The 22,239-nt window shown below is 53.5% G+C and carries 20 protein-coding genes; 16 read left to right on the forward strand and 4 right to left on the reverse strand.

Annotated features, from left to right (window positions below; genetic code table 11):
• Positions 1–273: 273 nt before the first annotated feature.
• Genes fruB through fruA form a run of 3 tightly spaced genes read left to right on the forward strand, consistent with a single transcriptional unit; the run spans position 274 to position 4,047 of the window.
• Positions 274–1,404 (forward strand): fused PTS fructose transporter subunit IIA/HPr protein, encoded by a 1,131-nt coding sequence (gene fruB / locus F3J38_RS17125; protein WP_167140373.1) that lies wholly within the window; start codon positions 274–276, stop codon positions 1,402–1,404.
• Positions 1,401–2,339: a 1-phosphofructokinase gene (fruK, locus tag F3J38_RS17130; protein ID WP_167140375.1), complete on the forward strand. Its 939-nt coding sequence runs from the start codon at positions 1,401–1,403 to the stop codon at positions 2,337–2,339. The genes fruB and fruK overlap by 4 nt, the downstream gene beginning before the upstream one ends.
• 16 nt (positions 2,340–2,355) lie before the next feature.
• Positions 2,356–4,047, forward strand: coding sequence for a PTS fructose transporter subunit IIBC (fruA, locus tag F3J38_RS17135; protein ID WP_167140377.1), 1,692 nt, complete (start codon positions 2,356–2,358; stop codon positions 4,045–4,047).
• A 51-nt stretch (positions 4,048–4,098) separates the two neighbouring features.
• Here fruA and nfo read toward each other — a convergent pair whose 3' ends face one another.
• The gene (nfo, locus tag F3J38_RS17140) at positions 4,099–4,944 is read right to left on the reverse strand and encodes a deoxyribonuclease IV (RefSeq protein ID WP_167140379.1); all 846 of its coding nucleotides are present in this window, start codon (positions 4,942–4,944) and stop codon (positions 4,099–4,101) included.
• A 184-nt stretch (positions 4,945–5,128) separates the two neighbouring features.
• Here nfo and F3J38_RS17145 point away from each other — a divergent pair, with 184 nt between their 5' ends.
• The 6 genes from F3J38_RS17145 (at position 5,129) to F3J38_RS17170 (ending at position 10,490) form a co-directional block, all read left to right on the forward strand.
• Positions 5,129–5,470 (forward strand): hypothetical protein, encoded by a 342-nt coding sequence (locus F3J38_RS17145; protein WP_167140381.1) that lies wholly within the window; start codon positions 5,129–5,131, stop codon positions 5,468–5,470.
• 91 nt (positions 5,471–5,561) lie between these two features.
• The gene (locus tag F3J38_RS17150) at positions 5,562–5,939 is read left to right on the forward strand and encodes a YkvA family protein (RefSeq protein WP_167140383.1); all 378 of its coding nucleotides are present in this window, start codon (positions 5,562–5,564) and stop codon (positions 5,937–5,939) included.
• 9 nt (positions 5,940–5,948) lie between these two features.
• Positions 5,949–6,815: a DNA-binding transcriptional regulator YeiE gene (yieE, locus tag F3J38_RS17155; RefSeq protein ID WP_167140385.1), complete on the forward strand. Its 867-nt coding sequence runs from the start codon at positions 5,949–5,951 to the stop codon at positions 6,813–6,815.
• A 137-nt stretch (positions 6,816–6,952) separates the two neighbouring features.
• A complete protein-coding gene (locus F3J38_RS17160; RefSeq protein ID WP_167140387.1) occupies positions 6,953–8,419 on the forward strand; it encodes an amino acid permease in 1,467 nt (488 codons plus the stop codon).
• 203 nt (positions 8,420–8,622) lie between these two features.
• Complete coding sequence (locus F3J38_RS17165; RefSeq protein WP_167140389.1) at positions 8,623–9,702, forward strand: FecCD family ABC transporter permease; 1,080 nt, start codon at positions 8,623–8,625, stop codon at positions 9,700–9,702.
• Positions 9,702–10,490, forward strand: coding sequence for an ABC transporter ATP-binding protein (locus tag F3J38_RS17170; protein WP_167140391.1), 789 nt, complete (start codon positions 9,702–9,704; stop codon positions 10,488–10,490). The genes F3J38_RS17165 and F3J38_RS17170 overlap by 1 nt, the downstream gene beginning before the upstream one ends.
• Before the next feature lie 65 nt (positions 10,491–10,555).
• On the opposite strand, the gene fghA is transcribed toward F3J38_RS17170, so the two are convergent.
• The 3 genes from fghA to ptrR are packed head-to-tail and all read right to left on the reverse strand — an operon-like array spanning position 10,556 to position 13,494.
• A complete protein-coding gene (fghA, locus tag F3J38_RS17175) occupies positions 10,556–11,398 on the reverse strand; it encodes an S-formylglutathione hydrolase (protein ID WP_167140393.1) in 843 nt (280 codons plus the stop codon).
• A 12-nt stretch (positions 11,399–11,410) separates the two neighbouring features.
• A complete protein-coding gene (locus F3J38_RS17180; RefSeq protein ID WP_167140395.1) occupies positions 11,411–12,535 on the reverse strand; it encodes an S-(hydroxymethyl)glutathione dehydrogenase/class III alcohol dehydrogenase in 1,125 nt (374 codons plus the stop codon).
• Between the two features lie 47 nt (positions 12,536–12,582).
• Positions 12,583–13,494, reverse strand: a complete 912-nt coding sequence (ptrR, locus tag F3J38_RS17185; protein WP_167140397.1) for a putrescine utilization regulator PtrR — start codon at positions 13,492–13,494, stop codon at positions 12,583–12,585.
• Positions 13,495–13,598: 104 nt separating this feature from the next.
• Here ptrR and F3J38_RS17190 point away from each other — a divergent pair, with 104 nt between their 5' ends.
• The 7 genes from F3J38_RS17190 to mglC all read left to right on the forward strand — a co-directional run bounded on the left by F3J38_RS17190 (position 13,599) and on the right by mglC (position 21,837).
• The gene (locus F3J38_RS17190; RefSeq protein WP_167140399.1) at positions 13,599–14,729 is read left to right on the forward strand and encodes a YbfB/YjiJ family MFS transporter; all 1,131 of its coding nucleotides are present in this window, start codon (positions 13,599–13,601) and stop codon (positions 14,727–14,729) included.
• A gap of 126 nt (positions 14,730–14,855) precedes the next feature.
• Positions 14,856–15,521, forward strand: a complete 666-nt coding sequence (gene folE / locus F3J38_RS17195; RefSeq protein WP_084937089.1) for a GTP cyclohydrolase I FolE — start codon at positions 14,856–14,858, stop codon at positions 15,519–15,521.
• Between the two features lie 51 nt (positions 15,522–15,572).
• Positions 15,573–16,733 (forward strand): DUF418 domain-containing protein YeiB, encoded by a 1,161-nt coding sequence (yeiB, locus tag F3J38_RS17200; RefSeq protein ID WP_167140401.1) that lies wholly within the window; start codon positions 15,573–15,575, stop codon positions 16,731–16,733.
• 142 nt (positions 16,734–16,875) lie between these two features.
• Positions 16,876–17,916 carry an HTH-type transcriptional regulator GalS gene (gene galS, locus F3J38_RS17205; RefSeq protein ID WP_167140403.1) on the forward strand — a complete coding sequence of 347 codons (1,041 nt, stop codon included), beginning with the start codon at positions 16,876–16,878 and terminating at the stop codon, positions 17,914–17,916.
• A gap of 305 nt (positions 17,917–18,221) precedes the next feature.
• On the forward strand, positions 18,222–19,217 hold the full coding sequence (gene mglB, locus F3J38_RS17210) for a galactose/glucose ABC transporter substrate-binding protein MglB (RefSeq protein WP_167140405.1): 996 nt from the start codon (positions 18,222–18,224) through the stop codon (positions 19,215–19,217).
• Between the two features lie 70 nt (positions 19,218–19,287).
• The gene (gene mglA, locus F3J38_RS17215) at positions 19,288–20,808 is read left to right on the forward strand and encodes a galactose/methyl galactoside ABC transporter ATP-binding protein MglA (protein ID WP_167140407.1); all 1,521 of its coding nucleotides are present in this window, start codon (positions 19,288–19,290) and stop codon (positions 20,806–20,808) included.
• 18 nt (positions 20,809–20,826) lie between these two features.
• Positions 20,827–21,837 (forward strand): galactose/methyl galactoside ABC transporter permease MglC, encoded by a 1,011-nt coding sequence (gene mglC, locus F3J38_RS17220; protein WP_167140409.1) that lies wholly within the window; start codon positions 20,827–20,829, stop codon positions 21,835–21,837.
• Positions 21,838–22,239: the final 402 nt, after the last annotated feature.

Here is a 22,239-nt window from a genome sequence, read left to right on the forward strand (position 1 = left end):
GCTGACAGTTTGCTGACGCCATTAACTTAATTTGCTGCCGTCTTACAGCAAAACCGTCAGCTTTCAGGGGATGAAAAATCCTAAATCCCATCTGAAATGTGCGGAACGTCAAAAATCTGCTACGCCGATTGCGCATTTTCTTGCCTGCTTTACGCTGCTGTACCATATTTCCTGAAACGTTTCAGCGTTGCCGTTGCGGCTTAGTTCACAATGTGCAGCGTAATTTTTCGCCATTAAGCTGAAACGATTCAATTTCAGCAAGCGAGGAGAAATATGTTCCAGCTCGAAGTTCAGGCCATTCATACCGGCGCCAATGCACAGAATAAAGAAGAGGCCATCCGTCAGGTTGCGGCAGCATTGACAGCAGCCGGCAACGTGTCGGAAGGCTATGTCAATGGCATGCTGGCGCGTGAACAGCAGACCACCACATTCCTGGGTAATGGCATCGCCATTCCTCATGGCACCACCGATACGCGCGATCTGGTGCTGAAAACCGGTGTTCAGGTCTATCAATTCCCGCAAGGCGTGGATTGGGGTGACGGCCAAACGGCTTACATTGCCATCGGCATTGCGGCGAAGTCAGATGAACATCTCGCCTTGCTGCGTCAACTGACGCATGTATTGAGCGATGACAGCATTGCCGACCAGTTGAAGACCGCTTCAGCAGAAGATTTACGCGCGCTGCTGATGGGTGAAAAGCAGGCTGCTGAGTTCAAGTTCGATACTTCCTTGATTGCCGTGGATGTGGCGGCCAGCGACCTCATCACTTTACAGGCACTGAACGCAGGTCGTTTACAGGCTGCAGGCGCGGTGGAAACCGCTTTCGTCGCGGATGTGGTCTCACATGCACCACTGAGTCTGGGACAGGGAATCTGGCTGAGCGACAGTGCCAACGGCAACCTTAACAGTGCCGTGGCCGTGAGCCGTACCGCCGCACCCTTTGTGCATCAGGGTGAATCTGTTGCACTGCTCGTCACGGTTGCAGCAACGGATGATCGTCCGCTTGAGGTGCTGGGTTACCTGAGCAACCTGCTGTTAAACAACAAAGCTGACCGACTGCTGAAAGCAGATGCCGCAGGCATTCTGGCGCTGTTGACCAGCGAAGTCGATGAAGCGGCCGACCAGTTGACTGCAGAGTTCACCATTCGTAACGAGCACGGATTGCATGCACGTCCTGGCACGGCGCTGGTGACCGTGATTAAACAATTTAACAGTGACATTACCGTGACCAACCTTGATGGCAGCGGCAAACCGGCTAACGGGCGCAGCCTGATGAAAGTCGTCGCGCTGGGCGTGAAGAAGGGCCACCGCCTACGCTTTACTGCCAGCGGCGAAGATGCACAGCAGGCATTGAACGCGATTGAAGAAGCCATCAACGCGGGTCTGGGTGAGGGGGTAGCATGAGCCGCCGTGTTGCAACCATTACCCTGAATCCTGCCTATGATCTGGTGGGTTACACGCCAGAAATCGAGCGGGGTGAAGTCAACCTGGTGAAAACCACCGGTCTTCATGCTGCTGGTAAAGGCATCAACGTTGCCAAAGTGCTGAAAGACCTGGGTATCGACGTCACCGTCGGTGGATTCTTGGGCAAAGAGAACCAGGATGGCTTCCAGCAGCTGTTCAGTGAACTGGGCATCGCCAACCGTTTTCAGGTGGTGCAGGGGCGTACCCGCATCAACGTGAAGCTGACAGAAAAAGACGGTGAAGTTACCGATCTGAATTTCTCCGGCTTCAATGTCACTGCGCAGGACTGGGATCGCTTCACTGCCGATTCACTGACCTGGCTGGGGCAGTTTGACATGGTGTGTGTCAGCGGCAGTTTGCCGACGGGCGTGGCACCGGAAGCCTTCACCAAATGGATGAGCGATCTGCGCACTCTGTGCCCGTGCATCATCTTCGACAGCAGCCGTGAAGCGCTGGTGGCCGGACTGAAAGCCGCGCCGTGGCTGGTGAAGCCGAACCGTCGTGAACTCGAAATCTGGGCCGACCGCAAACTGCCAACCTTGCAGGATGTGATCGAAGCTGCGCATGAACTGCGTGAGCAGGGCATTGCCCATGTGGTGATTTCCCTTGGTGCGGAAGGCGCACTGTGGGTCAACGCCTCTGGCGAATGGATCGCCAAACCACCAGCCTGTGAAGTGGTCAGCACCGTAGGCGCGGGAGATTCAATGGTTGGTGGCCTGATCTACGGGCTGCTGATGCGTGAATCCAGCGAGCATACCTTGCGTCTGGCTACCGCAGTGGCTGCTATGGCGGTGAGCCAGAGCAACGTTGGTGTGACCGACCGTACCCAGTTGGCCGCGATGATGGCGCGTGTTGACTTAAAACCCGTTAACTAACAGCAGGAGAGCGATAATGAAAACGCTGCTGATAAAAGATTCTTCACTGGGATTGGCATCAGGACACTTAGCTTTAGAACGTCTGCGCGCAACCGCTGCTCAGGCTGGCCTGACGCTGACCGATAACGCGGCCGATGCTGAACTGGTATTGGTTGCTGGCCATGCGGTGCCGAATGATGTACAGCTGGCAGGCAAATCCGTAGCGCTGGTGGATGTGCAGCAGGCGCTGCGCGATCCGCTGGCGGCGATTAACCAAGCCAAAGCCAGTGCCAAAGTCTGGCATGCGGCGGCGGTTGCAGCACCGGCTGCCGCTCAGAGCACCGGTCAGAAACGCATTGTCGCGGTTACCGCTTGCCCAACCGGCGTAGCGCACACCTTTATGGCGGCTGAGGCGATTCAGGCAGAAGCCACTAAACGCGGCTGGTGGGTGAAAGTGGAAACCCGCGGTTCCGTGGGTGCAGGCAACGCCATCACCCCTGAAGAGGTGGCGGCCGCCGATCTGGTGATCGTGGCGGCGGATATCGATGTGGACCTGGCGAAGTTCGCTGGCAAGCCGATGTACCGCACCTCAACCAGCCTGGCGCTGAAGAAAACCGCGCAGGAACTGGATAAAGCGCAAGTTGAGGCCAAAACATATCAACCGAGCGGCAACGCGTCTGCCAGCACGCAAAGCGACAGCAAAGAGAAAGCGGGTGCTTATCGTCACCTGCTGACCGGCGTGTCCTACATGCTTCCGATGGTCGTAGCAGGTGGTTTGAGCATCGCGCTCTCCTTCGCCTTTGGTATCACCGCATTTAAAGAGCAGGGCACCTTAGCGGCTGCGCTGATGCAGATCGGTGGCGGCAGTGCCTTCGCGCTGATGGTTCCGGTGCTGGCAGGCTTTATTGCTTTCTCAATTGCCGACCGTCCGGGTCTGACCCCTGGTCTGATTGGCGGTATGATCGCCACCAGCATTAACGCCGGTTTCCTTGGCGGTATCATCGCTGGCTTCATTGCCGGTTACGCCGCGAAGATGCTGAGCAGCAAAGTCAAACTGCCGCAAAGTATGGAAGCGTTAAAACCGATCCTGATTATTCCGCTGGTAGCGAGTTTGATTACCGGCCTGCTGATGATTTACGTGGTGGGTAAACCTGTTGCAGGCATCATGAGCGGCCTGACTCACTGGCTGGCGAACATGGGAACTGCCAACGCGGTTCTGCTGGGCGCGATCCTCGGTGGCATGATGTGTACCGACATGGGTGGTCCGGTGAACAAAGTGGCATACGCCTTCGGTGTCGGCCTGCTGAGTTCGCAAACCTATGCGCCGATGGCCGCGATCATGGCCGCCGGTATGGTGCCACCGTTAGCAATGGGTCTGGCGACGATTGTTGCACGCCGTAAGTTCAACAAAGGTCAGCAGGAAGGGGGTAAAGCGGCACTGGTGCTCGGTTTGTGCTTCATCTCTGAAGGTGCGATTCCGTTTGCGGCGCGTGACCCAATGCGTGTGCTGCCTTGCTGCATCGTCGGTGGTGCGATAACGGGCGCGGTATCCATGTTGGTTGGCGCGAAACTGATGGCACCACACGGTGGTCTGTTCGTGCTGCTGATCCCAGGTGCAATCACCCCGGTGCTGGGTTACCTGATGTCGATTGTGATTGGTACCGCAGTGGCTGGCCTCGGTTACGCCATTCTGAAGCGCCCAGAAGAAGAGCTGGCGAAAGCGGCGTAATCTTAACGGGACATGAAAAAGGGAGCTGCGGCTCCCTTTTTGCTGTCTGTATTACGCCTGTTGTTCCGACTTCAGCCACGCAATCTCATCTTTCCAGATATCCGGATTGATGGTTTCCAGAATCATCGGGATGCCATCGAAGCGCTTATCCTTCATCAGCCAGCTAAACACCGTCTTGCCGATGTTGCCCTCACCTAAGCTGTGGTGGCGATCCACGCGGCTGCCCAGCGCGCTTTTGGCGTCATTCAGGTGCATGCCGCGCAGGAACTGGAAACCGACGATGCGTTCAAATTCTGCAAAGGTCTCCACGCAGGCTTCTTCAGTTCGCAGATCGTAACCGCCAGCAAACGCGTGGCAGGTATCGATACACACGCCGACACGTGACTTATCTTCGACGTGCTCAATGATGGTGGCGAGGTGTTCGAAACGGAAACCGAGATTGCTGCCCTGACCCGCGGTGTTTTCAATCACCGCCACCACGTTGTGGGTCTTATCCAGCGCGATATTGATCGATTCGGCGATGCGCTTCAGGCACGCCTTTTCTTCAATCTGCTTCAGGTGGCTGCCAGGGTGGAAATTCAGCAGCGTCAGCCCCAGTTGCTCGGCGCGTTGCATCTCATCCAGAAACGCCTCGCGGGATTTCTCCAGCGCATCCATTACCGGATGGCCAAGGTTAATCAGGTAGCTATCATGCGGCAAAATTTGCGCGGAAGTGAAATTGTATTTCTCGCACGCAGTTTTGAAGGCATCGATCACTTCACCGGAGAGCGGGGCGGCTTTCCATTGGCGCTGATTTTTCGTGAACAGCGCAAAGGCTGTAGCTTCAAGTTCGTGGGCACGGATAACTGCCTGGTCTACGCCGCCAGATGCACTGACGTGTGCGCCGATATATTTCATGCCGCTCTCCTGATTGGCGATTGCTGCTGCAAAGGCCACATCATAGCGGATGCGATAACGCCATGAAATGTTGCATTACTCTGGGGAACAAAAAGGGCACGACAAAACACCTACCAAAAATGGCAGGTGAAAATTTCCACAAGTTAACTATAGTTTAACAAATTAGTTTCATTTAACTATAAATATGAAAACAGCCTATAGAAGTACATTTGATACCGCTTTACAGCATGAAAACTCTAATACAATCCATAAGATAACTTTAGGTAAACTGAAAGATGTCACCCTTTTTTATAATGGAAACGGCGCGGTAGGCTTTACCCTCGCCGTGCCCGAAACGGACAACTCTTTGGTGCATTTTTATCGTTATGGTGTCAATCACAGCGATCCGAAGAAATTGTACCGCTCCGAATGCCTCTATTCACGTCGGGAAAACTTTGGCTATCAAGACTGGCTGATTCGTACTATCACTGATGAGTTCACCGCATGTGATTCCGAACTGGAACAGTTGATTGGTATGAAGTCCTGATCTCCCACATCCTAACTGGCCTGACTGGTTTAATCGTTAAATTGATAATATATTATCGACTAACCAGAATAAGTAATAAGGACAGTTAGGGATGTTCATGCGTTTGCGCCGTTGGGCGCGGCTCATCAAACGTGATGTATTGACGTTGTGGTTCGCTTGCCGCGATCCGCGCACGCCTTGGTGGTTTAAGCTAATGGCGTTCAGCATCGTTGCCTACGCGCTAAGTCCTATCGATCTTATCCCTGATTTCATTCCCATCATTGGTTTACTGGATGACGCCATTATCGTCCCGCTGGGCGTCATTATTTTGTTGCGATTATTACCGCGTGAAATCCGCATCAGCAGTGCGGAGCGTGCCGAGGTACAACGTGCACGTGGCCAGAAAATCGTGAGCTGGGCTGGATTTGGCTTCACGGTCATTATCTGGTTGGCGGTAGTGGTTTATCTTGTGAAGCGATACGCAATGTAAGGAGGGCGCATGCATATTACATTGCGTCAGATTGAAGTCTTTACCGAAGTTTTAAAAAGCGGTTCGACCACTCAGGCCTCGCAGGTTCTGTCACTGTCGCAGTCGGCGGTGAGTGCGGCCCTGGCCGACCTGGAAAATCAACTGGGCGTTCAGTTATTTGATCGGGTCGGAAAACGATTGGTTCTAAACGAGCATGGCCGTTTGCTTTATCCGCGCGCCGTGGGGTTACTGGAGCAGGCCGGCGAGATAGAACAGCTGTTCAAAGAGGATAACGGTGCCATTCGTGTGTTTGCGAGCAGTACCATTGGCAGCTATCTGCTGCCGGGGATGATCGCCGCCTATCGCCGTGATTTTCCTACGCTACCGCTGGAACTCAGTGTCGGCAACAGCCAGGATGCCATTACTGCCGTGGCAGATTTTCGTGTCGATATTGGCCTGATTGAAGGGCCCTGCCATGAGCCAGATATCATCAGTGAGGCGTGGCTGGAAGATGAATTAGTGGTCTTCGCTGCACCGAATGCTGAGATTCTGCAACAGCCGGTCACGCTGGAAACTCTGGCGGCCGCACCCTGGATCTTACGTGAGCGAGGTTCAGGCACGCGTGAAATCGTTGATTACCTGCTGCTTTCACATTTGCCGCAATTCCAACTCGGCATGGAATTGGGTAACTCCGAGGCGATAAAACATGCTGTGCGACATGGCATGGGGATCAGCTGCTTGTCGCGTCGCGTGATTAGCGATTTGTTGGAGGCGGGCACGTTGGTTGAAGTGGCTGTGCCCTTACCACGCCTGACGCGCACACTGTATCGCATCCACCATCGACAGAAACATTTGTCGAAAGCATTGAGCCGTTTCCTCTCCTATTGCCGCGAGTAATCGCGGCTCTTGTTACGCTATTGGCTAATAATTTTGTGCCGATTATGAAGGTAACTAATAACCCGCCGTGAATGCTATACAGCTTGGGGTTAGCTGCTACAATCGCGCCTTATTTTTATCCAGCATAGCGTTTACACATGCATAATGACTCAAAAACAACACATCAACCTAAGCTGCGCCGTGAATTAAAAGCGCGCCATCTCACCATGATCGCCATTGGCGGTTCCATCGGCACCGGTCTGTTTGTCGCCTCGGGTGCCACCATTTCTCAGGCAGGTCCTGGCGGTGCGTTACTCTCTTACGCGCTGATTGGCCTGATGGTTTATTTCCTGATGACCAGTCTCGCTGAAATGGCTGCGTTTATGCCCGTTTCCGGCTCTTTTTCTACATACGGCGCCAAATATGTGGAAGAGGGTTTCGGCTTCGCACTGGGATGGAACTACTGGTACAACTGGGCAGTCACTATTGCCGTAGAACTGGTTGCATCCCAGTTGGTCATGACCTATTGGTTCCCGGACACACCCGGTTGGATCTGGAGTGCGCTCTTCCTGAGCCTGATGTTCTTGCTGAATTACATTTCTGTTAAGGGTTTTGGCGAAGCAGAATATTGGTTCTCGTTGATCAAAGTTGCCACCGTCGTGATTTTCATTGTGGTTGGCGTCATGATGATTGTGGGCATTCTACGCGGTGCGGAAAATGCGGGTTGGCATAACTGGACCGTGGGTGATGCGCCCTTTGCGGGTGGTTTTTCTGCGATGATTGGCGTCGCGATGATTGCTGGGTTCTCATTCCAGGGGACTGAATTGATCGGTATCGCTGCGGGTGAATCAAAGGACCCGGCGAAAAACATTCCGCGCGCAATGCGTCAGGTGTTCTGGCGAATCCTGTTGTTCTATATCTTCGCTATTTTAATTATCAGTCTGATTCTCCCTTATACCGATCCTAAACTGCTGCGTAACGATGTTACCGACATCTCTATCAGCCCATTTACGCTGGTGTTCCAGAATGCAGGATTGCTCTCTGCTGCGGCAATTATGAATGCGGTTATCTTGACTGCCGTATTGTCAGCCGGTAACTCAGGCATGTACGCATCTACGCGCATGCTGTTCAACCTGGCGCAAGAAGGTAAGGCCCCGCGCATCTTCGCTAAACTGTCAAAAGGCGGCGTGCCGCGTAATGCGTTGATTGCCACCACAGTGATCGCGGCGCTCTGTTTTCTGAGTTCCAAATTCGGTAACCAGGAAGTCTATTTGTGGTTGTTGAATACTTCAGGCATGACCGGCTTTATCGCCTGGTTGGGTATTGCTATCAGCCATTATCGTTTCCGCCGTGGTTACATTGCGCAGGGGCTGAACTTGGCGGATCTGCCGTATCGTTCCGGTTTCTTCCCGTTGGGTCCAATTTTCGCCTTCGTGCTGTGTCTGATTATCACACTGGGCCAGAACTATCAGGCGTTCCTGCAGGATCGCATTGACTGGTATGGCGTAGCGGCGACTTATATTGGCATTCCTTTATTCTTGCTGATTTGGTTGGGTTACAAGCTGGCACGTGGCTCTCGTTTCGTGAAGTACAGCGAAATGGAATTCCCGAAGTTTAAAGAGTAATAATGCGTCCAGGTCGCCATAAATGGCGACCCTACAACTGTAGGGTGCGCATTTATGCGCACCTGGCCGAAAACCGCCTAATTTCAATGACACCTCTACGCCCCCCTACATTTTGGGCTTTGTCACACAGTTATAATTGATAATTATTATCACCTGCACTATTGTGGCTGCCGTTATGATTTCGATAAGAAACAGGTAGAACAATGCAGACCACGGACTCCGCGCTGGTGGCGGAAAACAGCCATCAAGCCAATACCATGACACGCTACCGCCAGGTACTGCGTCAGCGCATGATGTTGATTGGCGTACTGGTGCTGGCGATACTGGCTTCAGTTATCCTCGATTTCACCCTTGGCCCAGCCGGGCTCTCCCTCGATACCCTCTGGCAGACGCTTACTCATCCTGATGCGGTTGATGCCGGGACGCGCGTCATCGTTTGGGATATTCGCTTGCCTTATGCCTTGATGGCCGTGGTGGTGGGCTTCTCGCTGGGTCTGGCGGGTGCCGAGATGCAAACTATCCTTAATAACCCCTTAGCGAGTCCGTTTACGCTGGGCGTTTCTTCCGCGGCGGCTTTCGGTGCGGCATTGGCGATCATTCTGGGTATCGGTATTCCAGGCGTACCCGATCAGTGGTTTATTTCTGCGAACGCCTTCATCTTCGCGCTGTTCGCTGCCCTGATGCTGGATGGCGTCACGCGCTGGACCAAAGTTTCCACCTCGGGTGTGGTGCTGTTTGGTATTGCATTGGTGTTCACCTTTAACGCCTTGGTCTCAATGATGCAGTTCATCGCCAGTGAGGATACCTTACAAGGTCTGGTGTTCTGGACGATGGGCAGTCTGGCGCGTGCTTCGTGGGAAAAACTGGGCGTACTGACAGCGGCCTTTGCCATCCTGGTGCCATTCTCGATGCTGAGTAGCTGGAAACTCACCGCGTTGCGCCTCGGCGAAGATCGTGCCGTAAGCTTCGGTATTGATGTGCGTCGCCTGCGTCTGGCGACCTTGCTGCGTATCAGTATTTTGTCAGCATTGGCCGTGGCTTTTGTGGGGCCGATTGGCTTTATCGGTCTGGTTGCACCGCATATCGCGCGCATGATGTTTGGTGAAGATCACCGCTACTATCTGCCCGCGAGCGCGCTGACCGGTGCGCTGGTGTTGTCACTGGCGTCGGTCGCGTCGAAGAACCTGATTCCAGGCGTGATCATCCCCGTCGGCATCGTCACCTCGTTGGTCGGGGTGCCATTCTTCCTGAGTATTATTCTGCGTCATAGGGGGACGGTGTAATGGAGCAGGGATTACGTCTCAGCCATTTCTACGCCGGTTATCCGAAGCGTAAAGTCATTGAAGATCTCAACGTACCCGAACTGCCGCGCGGCAAAATCACTGTGTTGTTGGGTCCCAACGGCTGCGGTAAATCCACACTGTTGCGTGCGCTGGCCGGGTTGAGCAAAGGGCAGGGCGAGCTGTGGCTAAACGGCGAAGAGCTGATGTCGCAGCCGTTTGCACGACGTGCGCAGCGCGTGGTGTATCTGCCACAAAGTCTTCCGGCTGGCGTGCATCTGCATGTCCTGGAATCAATTATTGTGGCGCAACGCGCGTCCGGTGGTTTGCACAGTGCTTCCAGTGAAGCTGAGATCATGCATTTGCTGGAACAATTGGGCATCTCACATCTGGCAATGCGCTATCTGGACCAGTTGTCTGGCGGACAAAAGCAGCTCGTTGGCTTGGCACAATCGTTGATTCGTCGCCCGGAACTGCTGTTGCTGGATGAACCGCTGAGCGCACTCGACCTGAACTATCAGTTCCATGTGATGGACCTGGTACGTCGTGAAACACGCCTGCGCAATATCGTGACGGTGGTGGTGGTGCATGACATCAACATTGCACTGCGTCATGCCGATCATGCGTTGATGCTGAAAGATGGCGGATTACTGGCCGACGGTGCGCCGTCACAGGTGATTACGCCTGAAACGCTGGCGCAGGTTTACGGCGTGCGGGGCCGCATTGAGCACTGTTCGCAAGGGATGCCGCAGGTGATGATTGATGGGCTAGTGGCGGAGTCGCTGGTTTAAACTTCTCGTTTAGTACTCACGATGCGATAAGGGCGGCCTTCAGGCCGCCCTTTTTTCAGAACGCACTACACCAACAAATGCTTCGCGTGGAAGCGCAGGTGGTCTTCAACAAAACTGGCAATGAAGAAGTAGCTATGGTCGTAGCCGGGCTGCACGCGCAACTCCAGTGGGAAGCCTTGCTCATGCGCCACGGTTTCCAGTTGTTCTGGGCGTAGCTGATCGGCCAGGAACTGATCGCCGTCACCCTGATCGATTAAGATCGGCAGACGTTGTTCGACTTCACGCATTAACAGGCAGCTGTCCCACTCGCGCCAGGTCTGGCGATCCTCACCCAGATAGGCGCTGAACGCTTTCTGTCCCCACGGCACTTCGGTCGGATTAACAATCGGTGCAAACGCTGATGCCGAAGCAAAACGCCCACCGAGACGCAGCGCCAGAACCAGTGCGCCGTGTCCCCCCATTGAATGTCCCATCACTGACTGACGATCGCTCAGTTTGAAATTGTCAGCCACCAGCGCGGGCAACTCCTCACTGAGGTAATCGAACATGCGATAGTGTGTAGCCCAAGGCTGCTGGGTGGCATTGAGATAGAATCCTGCCCCTTGACCCAGATCGTAACCGCTGTCGTTGGCGACATCCTCACCGCGCGGGCTGGTGTCTGGCATAATCAGCACCAGACCCAATTCAGCGGCAACACGTTGCGCACCGGCTTTGGTGGTGAAGTTCTCGTCAGTACAGGTGAGCCCGGCAAGGAACCACACCACAGGTGGCGGTGTATCATCCTGTGGTGGCGGCAGGAAAATGCTGAAGGTCATTGGACAGTTCAGCACCTTCGACTGATGACGCCAGCGCTGCTGCCAGCCACCAAAAATACGATGTTCTTCCAACAGCTCCAAAGTGGATGCCATAACGTCTCCTGATTACTTGTTAAAATGCACCACCGAACGGATTGATTTCCCTTCATGCATCAGATCAAAGGCGTCGTTAATCTCTTCCAAAGGCATGGTGTGAGTGATGAAATCATTCAGCGCGAACTTACCGTCAAGGTAATCCTGCACAATGCCAGGCAACTGCGTGCGACCTTTAACGCCACCAAATGCAGAACCACGCCATACACGACCGGTCACCAGCTGGAACGGACGCGTGGAGATCTCTTCACCGGCACCGGCTACGCCGATAATCACCGACTCACCCCAACCTTTGTGGCAGCACTCCAAGGCTGAACGCATCACGTTGACGTTGCCGATACACTCAAAGGAGAAATCAACGCCGCCATCGGTCAGTTCAACAATCACATCCTGAATCGGCTTGTCATAGTCTTTTGGGTTGATCAGATCGGTGGCGCCTAATTTACGCGCCAAATCGAACTTGCTGGTGTTCAAATCGATACCGATGATACGACCGGCTTTCGCCATTTTTGCGCCGATGATGGCAGACAAACCAATTCCGCCTAAGCCAAAGATAGCCACGGTGTCGCCTTCTTTAACTTTCGCGGTATTCATCACGGCACCCATGCCGGTGGTCACGCCGCAGCCCAACAGGCACACTTCTTCCAGTGGCGCTTCTTTGCTGATTCTTGCCAGCGAGATCTCCGGGACGACGGTGTACTCAGAGAAGGTTGAGGTGCCCATGTAATGGAAAATCGGCTTGCCGTCTTTGAAGAAACGGGTAGTGCCATCAGGCATCAGACCTTTGCCTTGGGTGGAACGGATCGCCTGACACAGGTTAGTTTTACCTGATAGACAGAACTTACATTTGCCGCACTCTGGGGTGTAAAGCGGGATAACGTGGTCGCCTACCGCCACGCTGGTGACGCCTTCACCGACCGCTTCCACCACACCGCCGCCTTCGTGACCGAGGATCGCGGGGAACACGCCTTCAGGATCTTTACCTGACAGGGTGTATGCGTCAGTGTGGCACACGCCAGTGGCCACAATACGCACCAGCACTTCCCCTTTTTGCGGTGGCATCAGGTCCACTTCTTCGATTTTCAGCGGTTCGCCAGCTGCCCAGGCAACGGCCGCGCGGGTTTTAATCATGTTCATGCGGTCTCTCTTCCTATAGATGTCGTGATTCTATACAAGTAAAAAACTCACTCAGCAGTTTGCAGCGGATGAAGCAACTCATCGTTGAGTGGGCGGTCGTCAAACATTTCAATAATCAAATACTTCAGCGCTTCGACGTTCGGCGTAAAGGCATCGCGGCGCCACATCAACCATGTGGCGGTATCTCGATATGCGGGCGGTAAAGTATGTTCCTGAACGCGCGCACGTCCTGGCATTTGCGCCAGCACGGAAGCTGGGATCATCGCCACACCCGCACCACCGGCAACGCAAGCGACCATGGCGTGGTAGGACTGAATCTCCATCACGCTATTGGGTGAGGTTTGGCTTTCGCGATACCAGGATTCCAGCTTGGTGCGATACGAGCAGCTATTGCCAAAAGCAAACAGCGTGTCGTTTTGCGTGTCGCGCGCGCTATCAATCGGGCCGTGATCGAGACTGGTGATCAACACCATCTCTTCGCGGAAAGCGATGCAGCCATTAAGATCATCATGCGTCGCCGGGCCATCTACCAAGGCAGCGGCCAGGGTGCCTGCGCGCACTTTATCGATGATATCGCCAGAGGTGCCTGTCACCAGAGATAGCGCCACCGTGGGAAATCGTTGATGATAGGCGGCCAATAAACCGGGGAGTCGGGTGGCGGCGGTGCTTTCCATCGAACCGAAGGCAAAATTGCCGCCAGGTTCACCGGCGCGCGCCATATTCAGCGCTTCTTCACTCAGGCTGAGGATACGTTGGGCATAGTTGAGAAAATTGTGGCCCATGGGAGAAAGGCGGATGCGCTGTTTCTCACGGATAAACAGATCGACGCCAATCTCTTCTTCTAACTGGCGCAGACGGGTGGTCAGGTTAGAAGGAACGCGATGCAGCAGTTCTGCGGCGCGTGCCAGCGAACCGGTCTCGGCCACAGAACAGAACATGCGAAGCTGTACTAAATCCATATTCTCTTCTCGTAAACAACTTGGTTAACATTATTCACTTTTCGTGAGTTTAATCGTCATGCATGCTGCTGACAAGTGCTAAATGAATCAGAACTGGGGTTGGAATGGTCTTTCGCGTCGCGCTGAGCGCGTTTTTAAGTTTAGTGGTTGCTATGGGGATTGGGCGATTTGCTTTCACGCCGCAGGTACCCTTGATGATTCAGGATCACCAACTGACCTTGACCAGTGCCAGTCTGGTGGCGGCGCTTAACTACCTTGGCTACCTGTGCGGTTCCTTTGATGCCATGCGCGCACGTCAACGCGTCGAATGGCGGTTACAGGCGGGCGTATGGGGTGCAGTGATACTCACGCTACTCTCTGCCTGCGTCAGCGGCCCTTGGTTGCACGGCGTGATCCGCTTCCTGATTGGCTGCGCCAGTGGCTGGGCGCTGGTGCTGATAGCCGCGTGGAGCAATGAGCAACTGCTGCATCATGGTCGTCCGGGACTGTCGGCTGCGGTATTTGCCGGTCCCGGCACCGGCATTTTTATCAGCGGAATGCTGGCTGTGGCTCTGCACGCCAGTGGCGCCAGCGCGGCGTTTGCCTGGGCGGCTTACGGTTTACTGGCGCTCATTTTGATTGCCTTGATTGCGCGCTTCCTCCCGCGTAGCGGGCAACTGCATCGTCCCGATCAAGCGCCTGCACCTTTGGTACTGAATGGTGATTTGAAGCGTCTGGTGCTGAGTTACAGTCTGGCGGGTTTTGGTTATATCCTGCCAGCGACCTTTTTGTCGCAGATGACCGCCGCACGCTTCCCGGACAGTGCGCTGGCGCAGTTTGTCTGGCCGGTGTTTGGTGGTGCTTCGGTCATCGGCATCGTGCTGGGCATCATGACCCGACGTTGGGGCAGCAGCCATGTGCGCCTCGCCATCGTGTTGTGGGCGCAGGCACTGGGGGTGATCGCCGCGATTGTGCTACCCGGACTCAATGGCCTGCTGATTGGGGCTTTGCTGGTCGGCGGTGGCTTTCTGTGCGTGGTGCAACTCGCGCTACAGTATGGGCGTGAGCTGGCGCCACATCATGCGCGTTATCTCGCCGGATTATTGACCACCGGCTATGCGGTAGGGCAGTTGGGTGGGCCGTTACTCTCCTGGATTGCCAGCCTGTTGTGGCATCGACTTGATCCTGCTTTGTGGGTGGCGGGCGCAGGTCTGATTCTGGCGGGCGCACTGGTGCTGCGCCGTTCGACACCATGAAAAGCTTTCATCTCCAATCGGATTGATTGCTGGATTAAGCGCGCGTTGTGTTTCACAATACGCGCTCAGAATTTCCCCCGCAGGTTAAAAACCTGTGGGCGCATCACCTGCCGGAGAAAGAGTACGATGAGCACCTTAAGTCAGGAAGCCGCCCTGGTTCACGAAGCGCTGCTGGCGCGTGGCCTGGAAACACCGTTACGCGCCCCGGTGCGCGAGATGGATGACGAAACCCGCAAGCGTGAAATCGCCGGTCACATGACCCAAATCATGCAGCTGCTGAATCTGGATCTGGAAGATGACAGCCTGATGGAAACGCCACATCGCATCGCCAAGATGTATGTGGATGAGATATTTTCCGGGCTGGACTATGCCAACTTCCCCAAAATCACCGTCATTGAAAACAAGATGAAGGTTGATGAAATGGTCACCGTGCGCGATATCACCCTGACCAGCACCTGTGAACACCATTTCGTGATCATCGACGGTAAAGCGACTGTCGCCTATATCCCCAAAGATAAGGTCATTGGTCTGTCGAAAATCAACCGCATTGTGCAGTTCTTTGCACAGCGCCCGCAGGTGCAAGAGCGCTTAACCCAGCAAGTGCTGGTGGCGCTGCAAACGCTGTTGGGTACCAATAATGTGGCAGTATCGATTGATGCGGTGCACTACTGCGTCAAAGCGCGCGGTGTGAAAGATGCCACCAGCGCCACCACCACTACATCACTGGGTGGCCTGTTCAAGTCCAGCCAGAATACGCGCCAGGAGTTCTTACGCGCGGTGCGTCACAGCTAATCCTTTGGGCGGCTTATTGCCGCCCGTTTTCTCTTTCCGTCAGGTCACTCGATGCAACGCTATCTTGCGCTGGATTTCATTCGTGGTTGCGCCATTCTCGGCATTCTGCTGCTCAATATCGTGGGTTTTGGCTTGCCATCGGCTGCCTATCTCAATCCGGCGTGGCAGGGCACTATCTCGCTTTCAGATGCCTGGACCTGGGCGATTATGGATGGCCTGGCGCAGCTGAAATTCCTCACCTTATTTGCCTTACTCTTCGGTGCCGGTCTCTATTTGCAAACGCCACGCGGTAGCCGCTGGTTATCGGCGCGTCTGACGTTGTTAGTGCTGCTGGGCTTCATTCATGCCGTCTTCTTTTGGGAAGGTGACATTCTGTTGGACTATGGCCTGATTGGGCTAATTATCTGGCGCATGCTGCGCGAAGTCCCTTCTGACAAAGCGTTGCTGCAAACCGGTGTGCTGCTGTACCTGATAGGCTGCGGCGTGCTGTTGGTATTCTGGGGCATTTCCAGTTCTGAGCCGGGGCGGTCGTGGTTGCCCGGTGCCGCAGATATTGAGTATGAAAGCTATTGGAAACTGGTCGGTGGCTGGGAAGCGGTACAAAACCGTCTTGATCATCTCTCCTCTGGTTTGATGGCGCTAGCGGCACAGTATGGTTGGCAGCTAGCCGGATTGATGTTGATTGGTGCAGCTTTGATGCGCAGCGGTTGGCTGAAAGGGGAGTTCAGCGTGCAGCACTATCGTCGCTCGGCAGCGCTGCTGCTGACGATTGGCTGGTTAATGGCGATTCCCGGTATTGCGGCGCAGTGGTTGGTTGGGTGGGAGTTCCGCTGGAGCGGTTTCTTGCTGCAACTGCCGCGCGACCTGGCCAGCCCGTTTATCAGTCTCGGCTATGCGGCGCTCTGTTTTGGCTTCTGGCCGCAAATCGGTGCCACCCGTTTCAGCCATGCCATTCAATGCGTTGGCCGGATGGCGCTGAGTAACTACCTGTTACAGACACTGATCTGCACCACGCTGTTCTACCGTTTCAATCTGTTCCTGAAATTTGATCGCCTGCATTTATTGGCCCTTGTCCCGGCGGTCTGGTTGGTCAATATCTTGTTCTCCGTGCTGTGGTTACATTACTTCCCACAGGGGCCGATGGAGTGGATCTGGCGTAAGTTGACGCGACTCGCCGCTGGAAAACCTGACTCTTCCCCGCGCATCAGATAATGATGTTCATCACAAAGGTTGCAGATTTGTATGTAACCGTTTTCATCCGTGTGACGTGATTCACGCAGCTGAGCAAAATGCCCTGACAGAATAGCGCCGTTACGCGCTCGTCGCGCATTTTCATCCTCTGTGGAACAGCTGCATGATAACAATTCGAGATGTCGCCCGTCAGGCCGGTGTATCAGTAGCCACCGTGTCGCGTGTGCTCAACAACAGCAGTGCAGTCACCCCTGATACCCGTGAAGCCGTGCTCCAGGCGGTGGAATCACTGGGCTATCGCCCTAATGCTAATGCACAAGCCTTAGCCACCCAAGTCAGTGATACCATCGGCGTGGTGGTGATGGACGTTTCTGATCCTTTCTTTGGCGCGCTGGTGAAGGCGGTGGACACGGTGGCACAGCGTGTTCACAAACACGTATTGATCAGCAACTCCTGGCACCAGGAAGAGAAAGAACGCCATGCCATTGAGGTGCTGATCCGCCAGCGATGTAACGCTTTAGTGGTTCACGCGAAAACGCTTTCAGACGCTGAACTGACCCATTTTATGGACCAGGTTCCAGGTATGGTGTTGATAAATCGCACTATTCCTGGCTATGAGCATCGCTGTGTTTGCCTCGATAATGTAACGGGATCTCTGATGGCAACGCGCATGTTGTTACAACAAGGGCATCAACGCATCGGCTATCTCAGCTCCAGCCACCCTATTGAAGATGTCACGCAACGCCGCGAAGGCTGGCTGCAGGCCCTGTCAGAGCAGGGCATTCGCCCACAAGAGTCATGGATCGCCCATGGCGAACCAGACATGCAGGGCGGTGAAGCCGCGATGGTTGAGTTACTGGGGCGTAACCTGCATTTAACCGCTGTATTTTCCTACTGTGACGGTATGGCAGCGGGGGCATTGACCGCCCTGAAGGACAACGGCATTCAGGTCCCGCAACACTTCTCCGTCATTGGTTTTGATGACATTCCCATTTCGCGTTATACCGATCCACAGCTGACAACTGTTAGGTATCCTATTGTTTCTATGGCGAAACTGGCTACTGAGTTGGCGCTGAAAGGAGCGGCAGGAGAGCTTGATCTTGAGTCGTCACACTGTTTTATGCCGACGTTAGTTCGCCGCCATTCCGTTGCTCAGCGGCAAATTGTGGAGTCCGTCACTAATTCAGGCGATAGCGCTGTGTAACCGTTTCCAATCTGTGATTACATTCACAGTTAATTAACAAGGCGCTCTCTATGATGGCAACGTCTTACCGGACTGAAACATCATGTAACGCCGGGGATTCCTTCCCCAGTCAGGTTTCAGTAGCCGATTGAAATAGTTCACAACACTCTTCAGGAAGCGTTTACGTACAGGGAAGTCAGGATAGCGATGGTGGCCCGGCTTTTGCGTTACGCGTCCGCCCCATAAATGAGTTTGAACCGACTGCGCTGGTTGCCCGCAGGCAATACAGCGCGATGATATGCCCTACATAAAAAACCGGAGATACCATGAATAAGAAGGTTTTCACGCTCACAGCACTGGTTGCCAGCATGATGTTTGGTGCAACTGCGCACGCCGCCGATACCCGCATTGGCGTGACAATTTATAAATACGACGACAACTTTATGTCTATGGTTCGCAAGGACATCGACAGCGAAGCCAAAAAACTGGGCGGCATTCAGTTGCTGATGAATGACTCGCAGAACAGCCAGTCTACCCAGAACGACCAGATTGACGTACTGATGGCCAAAGGCGTGAAAGCGCTGGCGATCAACCTGGTTGACCCTGCTGCTGCGGCAGTGGTGATCGACAAAGCGAAAGCGAATGACGTGCCAGTGGTGTTCTTCAACAAAGAACCGAATGCCAAAGTGCTGGCCAGCTACCCGAAAGCCTACTACGTAGGTACTGACTCTAAAGAGTCCGGAATTATCCAGGCTAAGTTGATTGAGAAACACTGGAAAGCGACTCCAGCTTGGGACCTGAACAAAGATGGTCAGATTCAGTTTGCTCTGTTGAAAGGCGAGCCGGGCCACCCAGATGCCGAAGCGCGTACCAAATACGTGATCGAAACGCTGAACACCGATGGCTTCAAAACTCAGCAGCTGGCGATGGATACCGCAATGTGGGATACCGCGCAGGCAAAAGACAAAGTTGACGCTTGGCTGTCTGGCCCGAACGGCAACAAAATCGAAGTGATCATCGCCAACAACGATGCCATGGCAATGGGTGCTGTCGAAGCCCTGAAAGCCCACAACAAAACCAACATTCCAGTGTTCGGTGTGGATGCGCTGCCAGAAGCGTTGGCATTAGTGAAATCAGGTGCGATGGCCGGTACCGTACTGAACGATGCGGAAAACCAGGCGAAAGCCACCATTGATATCGCGAAGAACCTGGCGGATGGCAAAGAGCCAACTGCGGGTACTAGCTTCAAGATGGAAAACAAAATCGTACGTGTTCCTTACGTACCAGTAGATAAAGAAAACCTGTCTCAGTTTGTGAAGTAATACGTACCGGGCGCGGCAGCACGCCGCGCCTTATTGCATCTGACCCACGTTTTATTTAGCCAGGTAAATTATGGCCAGTGAGAATCCGACCGCACAGCGTGAATATCTGCTGGAGATGACGAATGTCTCGAAATCATTTCCAGGGGTGAAAGCCTTAGATAATGTGAATTTGAAAGTGCGGCCGCACTCCGTCCATGCCTTAATGGGCGAAAACGGCGCCGGAAAATCCACATTATTAAAATGCCTGTTTGGTATTTATAAAAAGGATACGGGGAGCATCCTGTTTCAGGGTGAAGAAATTGATTATAAAAGTTCCAAAGAAGCGCTAGAGAATGGCGTTTCAATGGTGCATCAGGAATTAAACCTGGTATTACAACGCAACGTCATGGATAACATGTGGCTTGGCCGCTATCCACGTAAAGGCGTGTTTGTTGATCAGGATAAAATGTATCGCGATACCAAAGCGATCTTTGATGAATTAGATATTGATATCGATCCGCGTGATAAAGTGGCCAATCTTTCTGTTTCGCAGATGCAGATGATTGAAATTGCCAAGGCATTCTCCTATGACGCCAAAATCGTCATTATGGATGAGCCAACCTCATCGTTGACCGAAAAAGAAGTGAACCACCTGTTTACCATTATCCGTAAGCTGAAAGATCGCGGCTGCGGTATTGTGTATATCTCGCACAAAATGGAAGAGATTTTCCAGTTGTGTGATGAAATTACCATTTTGCGTGATGGACAGTGGATTGCCACCCAGCCGCTGGAAGGGCTGGATATGGATAAGATCATCGCCATGATGGTCGGTCGTTCATTGAATCAGCGCTTCCCGGATAAAACCAACGTGCCGGGTGAGACCATTCTTGAGGTGCGCCATTTAACTTCGTTGCGTCAACCGTCGATCCGCGATATCTCTTTTGACCTGCGCAAAGGGGAAATTCTGGGCATCGCCGGCTTGGTGGGCGCGAAGCGTACTGACATCGTTGAAACCCTGTTTGGGATTCGTGAGAAGTCGGGCGGTACCATCAAATTGCACGGCAAAGCGATCAATAACCACAGCGCCAATGAAGCCATTAATCACGGTTTTGCGCTGGTGACAGAAGAGCGTCGTTCAACCGGGATTTATGCCTATCTGGATATTGGTTTTAACTCGCTTATTTCCAATATTAAGAAATATAAATCCAGTATGGGTTTGCTCGATAATAAACGCATGAAAAGTGATACCCAGTGGGTGATTGATTCAATGCGCGTGAAAACGCCAGGCCATCACACTCAAATTGGTTCGCTTTCCGGTGGTAACCAGCAGAAAGTCATTATTGGTCGCTGGTTATTAACCCAGCCAGAAATTTTGATGCTGGATGAACCGACACGTGGTATTGACGTCGGTGCTAAGTTCGAAATTTATCAGCTTATCTCTGAGTTGGCGAAGAAAGATAAGGGCATCATTATTATCTCTTCTGAAATGCCAGAATTGCTGGGAATTACCGATCGTATTTTAGTGATGAGTAATGGCCTGGTAGCGGGCATTGTCGAGACCAAAACGACCTCGCAGAATGAAATCCTGCGTTTAGCGTCATTACACCTTTAATGAAGCAAGGGCTTTAACATGAAAGCGACTACTAAAAAGAATGCGCTGACCTGGTTAAAAGAGGGCGGCATTTACGTTGTCCTGTTTGTACTGCTGGCAATTATTATTTTCCAGGATCCGACGTTTTTAAGTTTGATGAACCTGAGTAACATTCTGACCCAATCTTCGGTGCGTATTATTATTGCACTGGGTGTGGCGGGCTTAATCGTGACCCAGGGTACTGACCTGTCAGCAGGGCGCCAGGTCGGCTTAGCTGCGGTGGTGGCGGCTACCTTGCTGCAATCCATGGATAACGCCAACAAGGTGTTCCCACATCTGGACACGGTTCCGATTCCACTGGTGATCCTGACGGTGTGCATCATCGGCGGTGTGATTGGCTTGGTGAACGGTGTGATCATTGCCTATCTGAAGGTGACACCTTTTATCACCACGTTGGGCACCATGATTATCGTGTACGGCATCAACTCGCTGTATTACGACTTCGTTGGTGCTTCGCCGGTGGCAGGTTTTGACGCAGGGTTCTCTACCTTTGCTCAAGGTTTCTTCCGCTTCGGTGATTTCAAGCTGTCGTTCATCACCTTTTACGCGTTTATCGCCATTATCTTCGTCTGGATTCTGTGGAACAAAACGCGCTTTGGTAAGAACATTTTCGCTATCGGTGGCAACCCAGAGGCTGCGCGTGTTTCAGGTGTAAACGTGCCGCTGAACCTGATTTTGGTGTATGCGCTGTCAGGTGTGTTTTACGCCTTCGGCGGGATGCTGGAAGCGGGCCGTATCGGCAGTGCGACCAACAACCTCGGCTTTATGTATGAGCTGGATGCGATTGCGGCTTGCGTGGTTGGCGGCGTTTCATTTGCAGGTGGTGTAGGTACCGTGGCAGGCGTGGTGACCGGTGTGATTATCTTCACCGTGATCAACTACGGTTTGACCTACATCGGCGTGAACCCTTACTGGCAGTACATCATCAAGGGCGGCATCATCATCTTCGCCGTCGCATTGGATTCACTGAAGTACGCACGTAAAAAATAAGACTGACACACAGCAACACATCACCGCAAAGGGCCTTATTGATAGCGGGACGAATGATCAATTAAGGCTAAGTAAAGTTAAGGCTGCCATTTCAGATATGGCAGCCTTTTTTGTTTATGTCAGCATGGCTGAATGGCTGAATGGCTGAATGGCTGAATGGCTGAATGGCTGAATGGCTGAATGGCTGAATGGCTGAATGGCTGAATAGCTGAGTGTTGAGAGGCTGAGTAGCGAGTAGCTGAGTATTGATGCCTTGGTGCGGTGTGTGAAGGGCGGGTGCGATGCAGGCCTTACCCCCTCTGCTGCTGCCGGGCCGTCCTCGCGCCGCTGACGCGGTGCCTTCCGCTTCCACGTCGTGCCGACGGATCGTTCAGGTACGGCCATCCAGGCCTACCTGAACTG

The organism is Candidatus Pantoea formicae (genome assembly GCF_011752625.1).
In the GTDB taxonomy this organism is placed as follows: Bacteria; Pseudomonadota; Gammaproteobacteria; order Enterobacterales; family Enterobacteriaceae; genus Pantoea; species Pantoea formicae.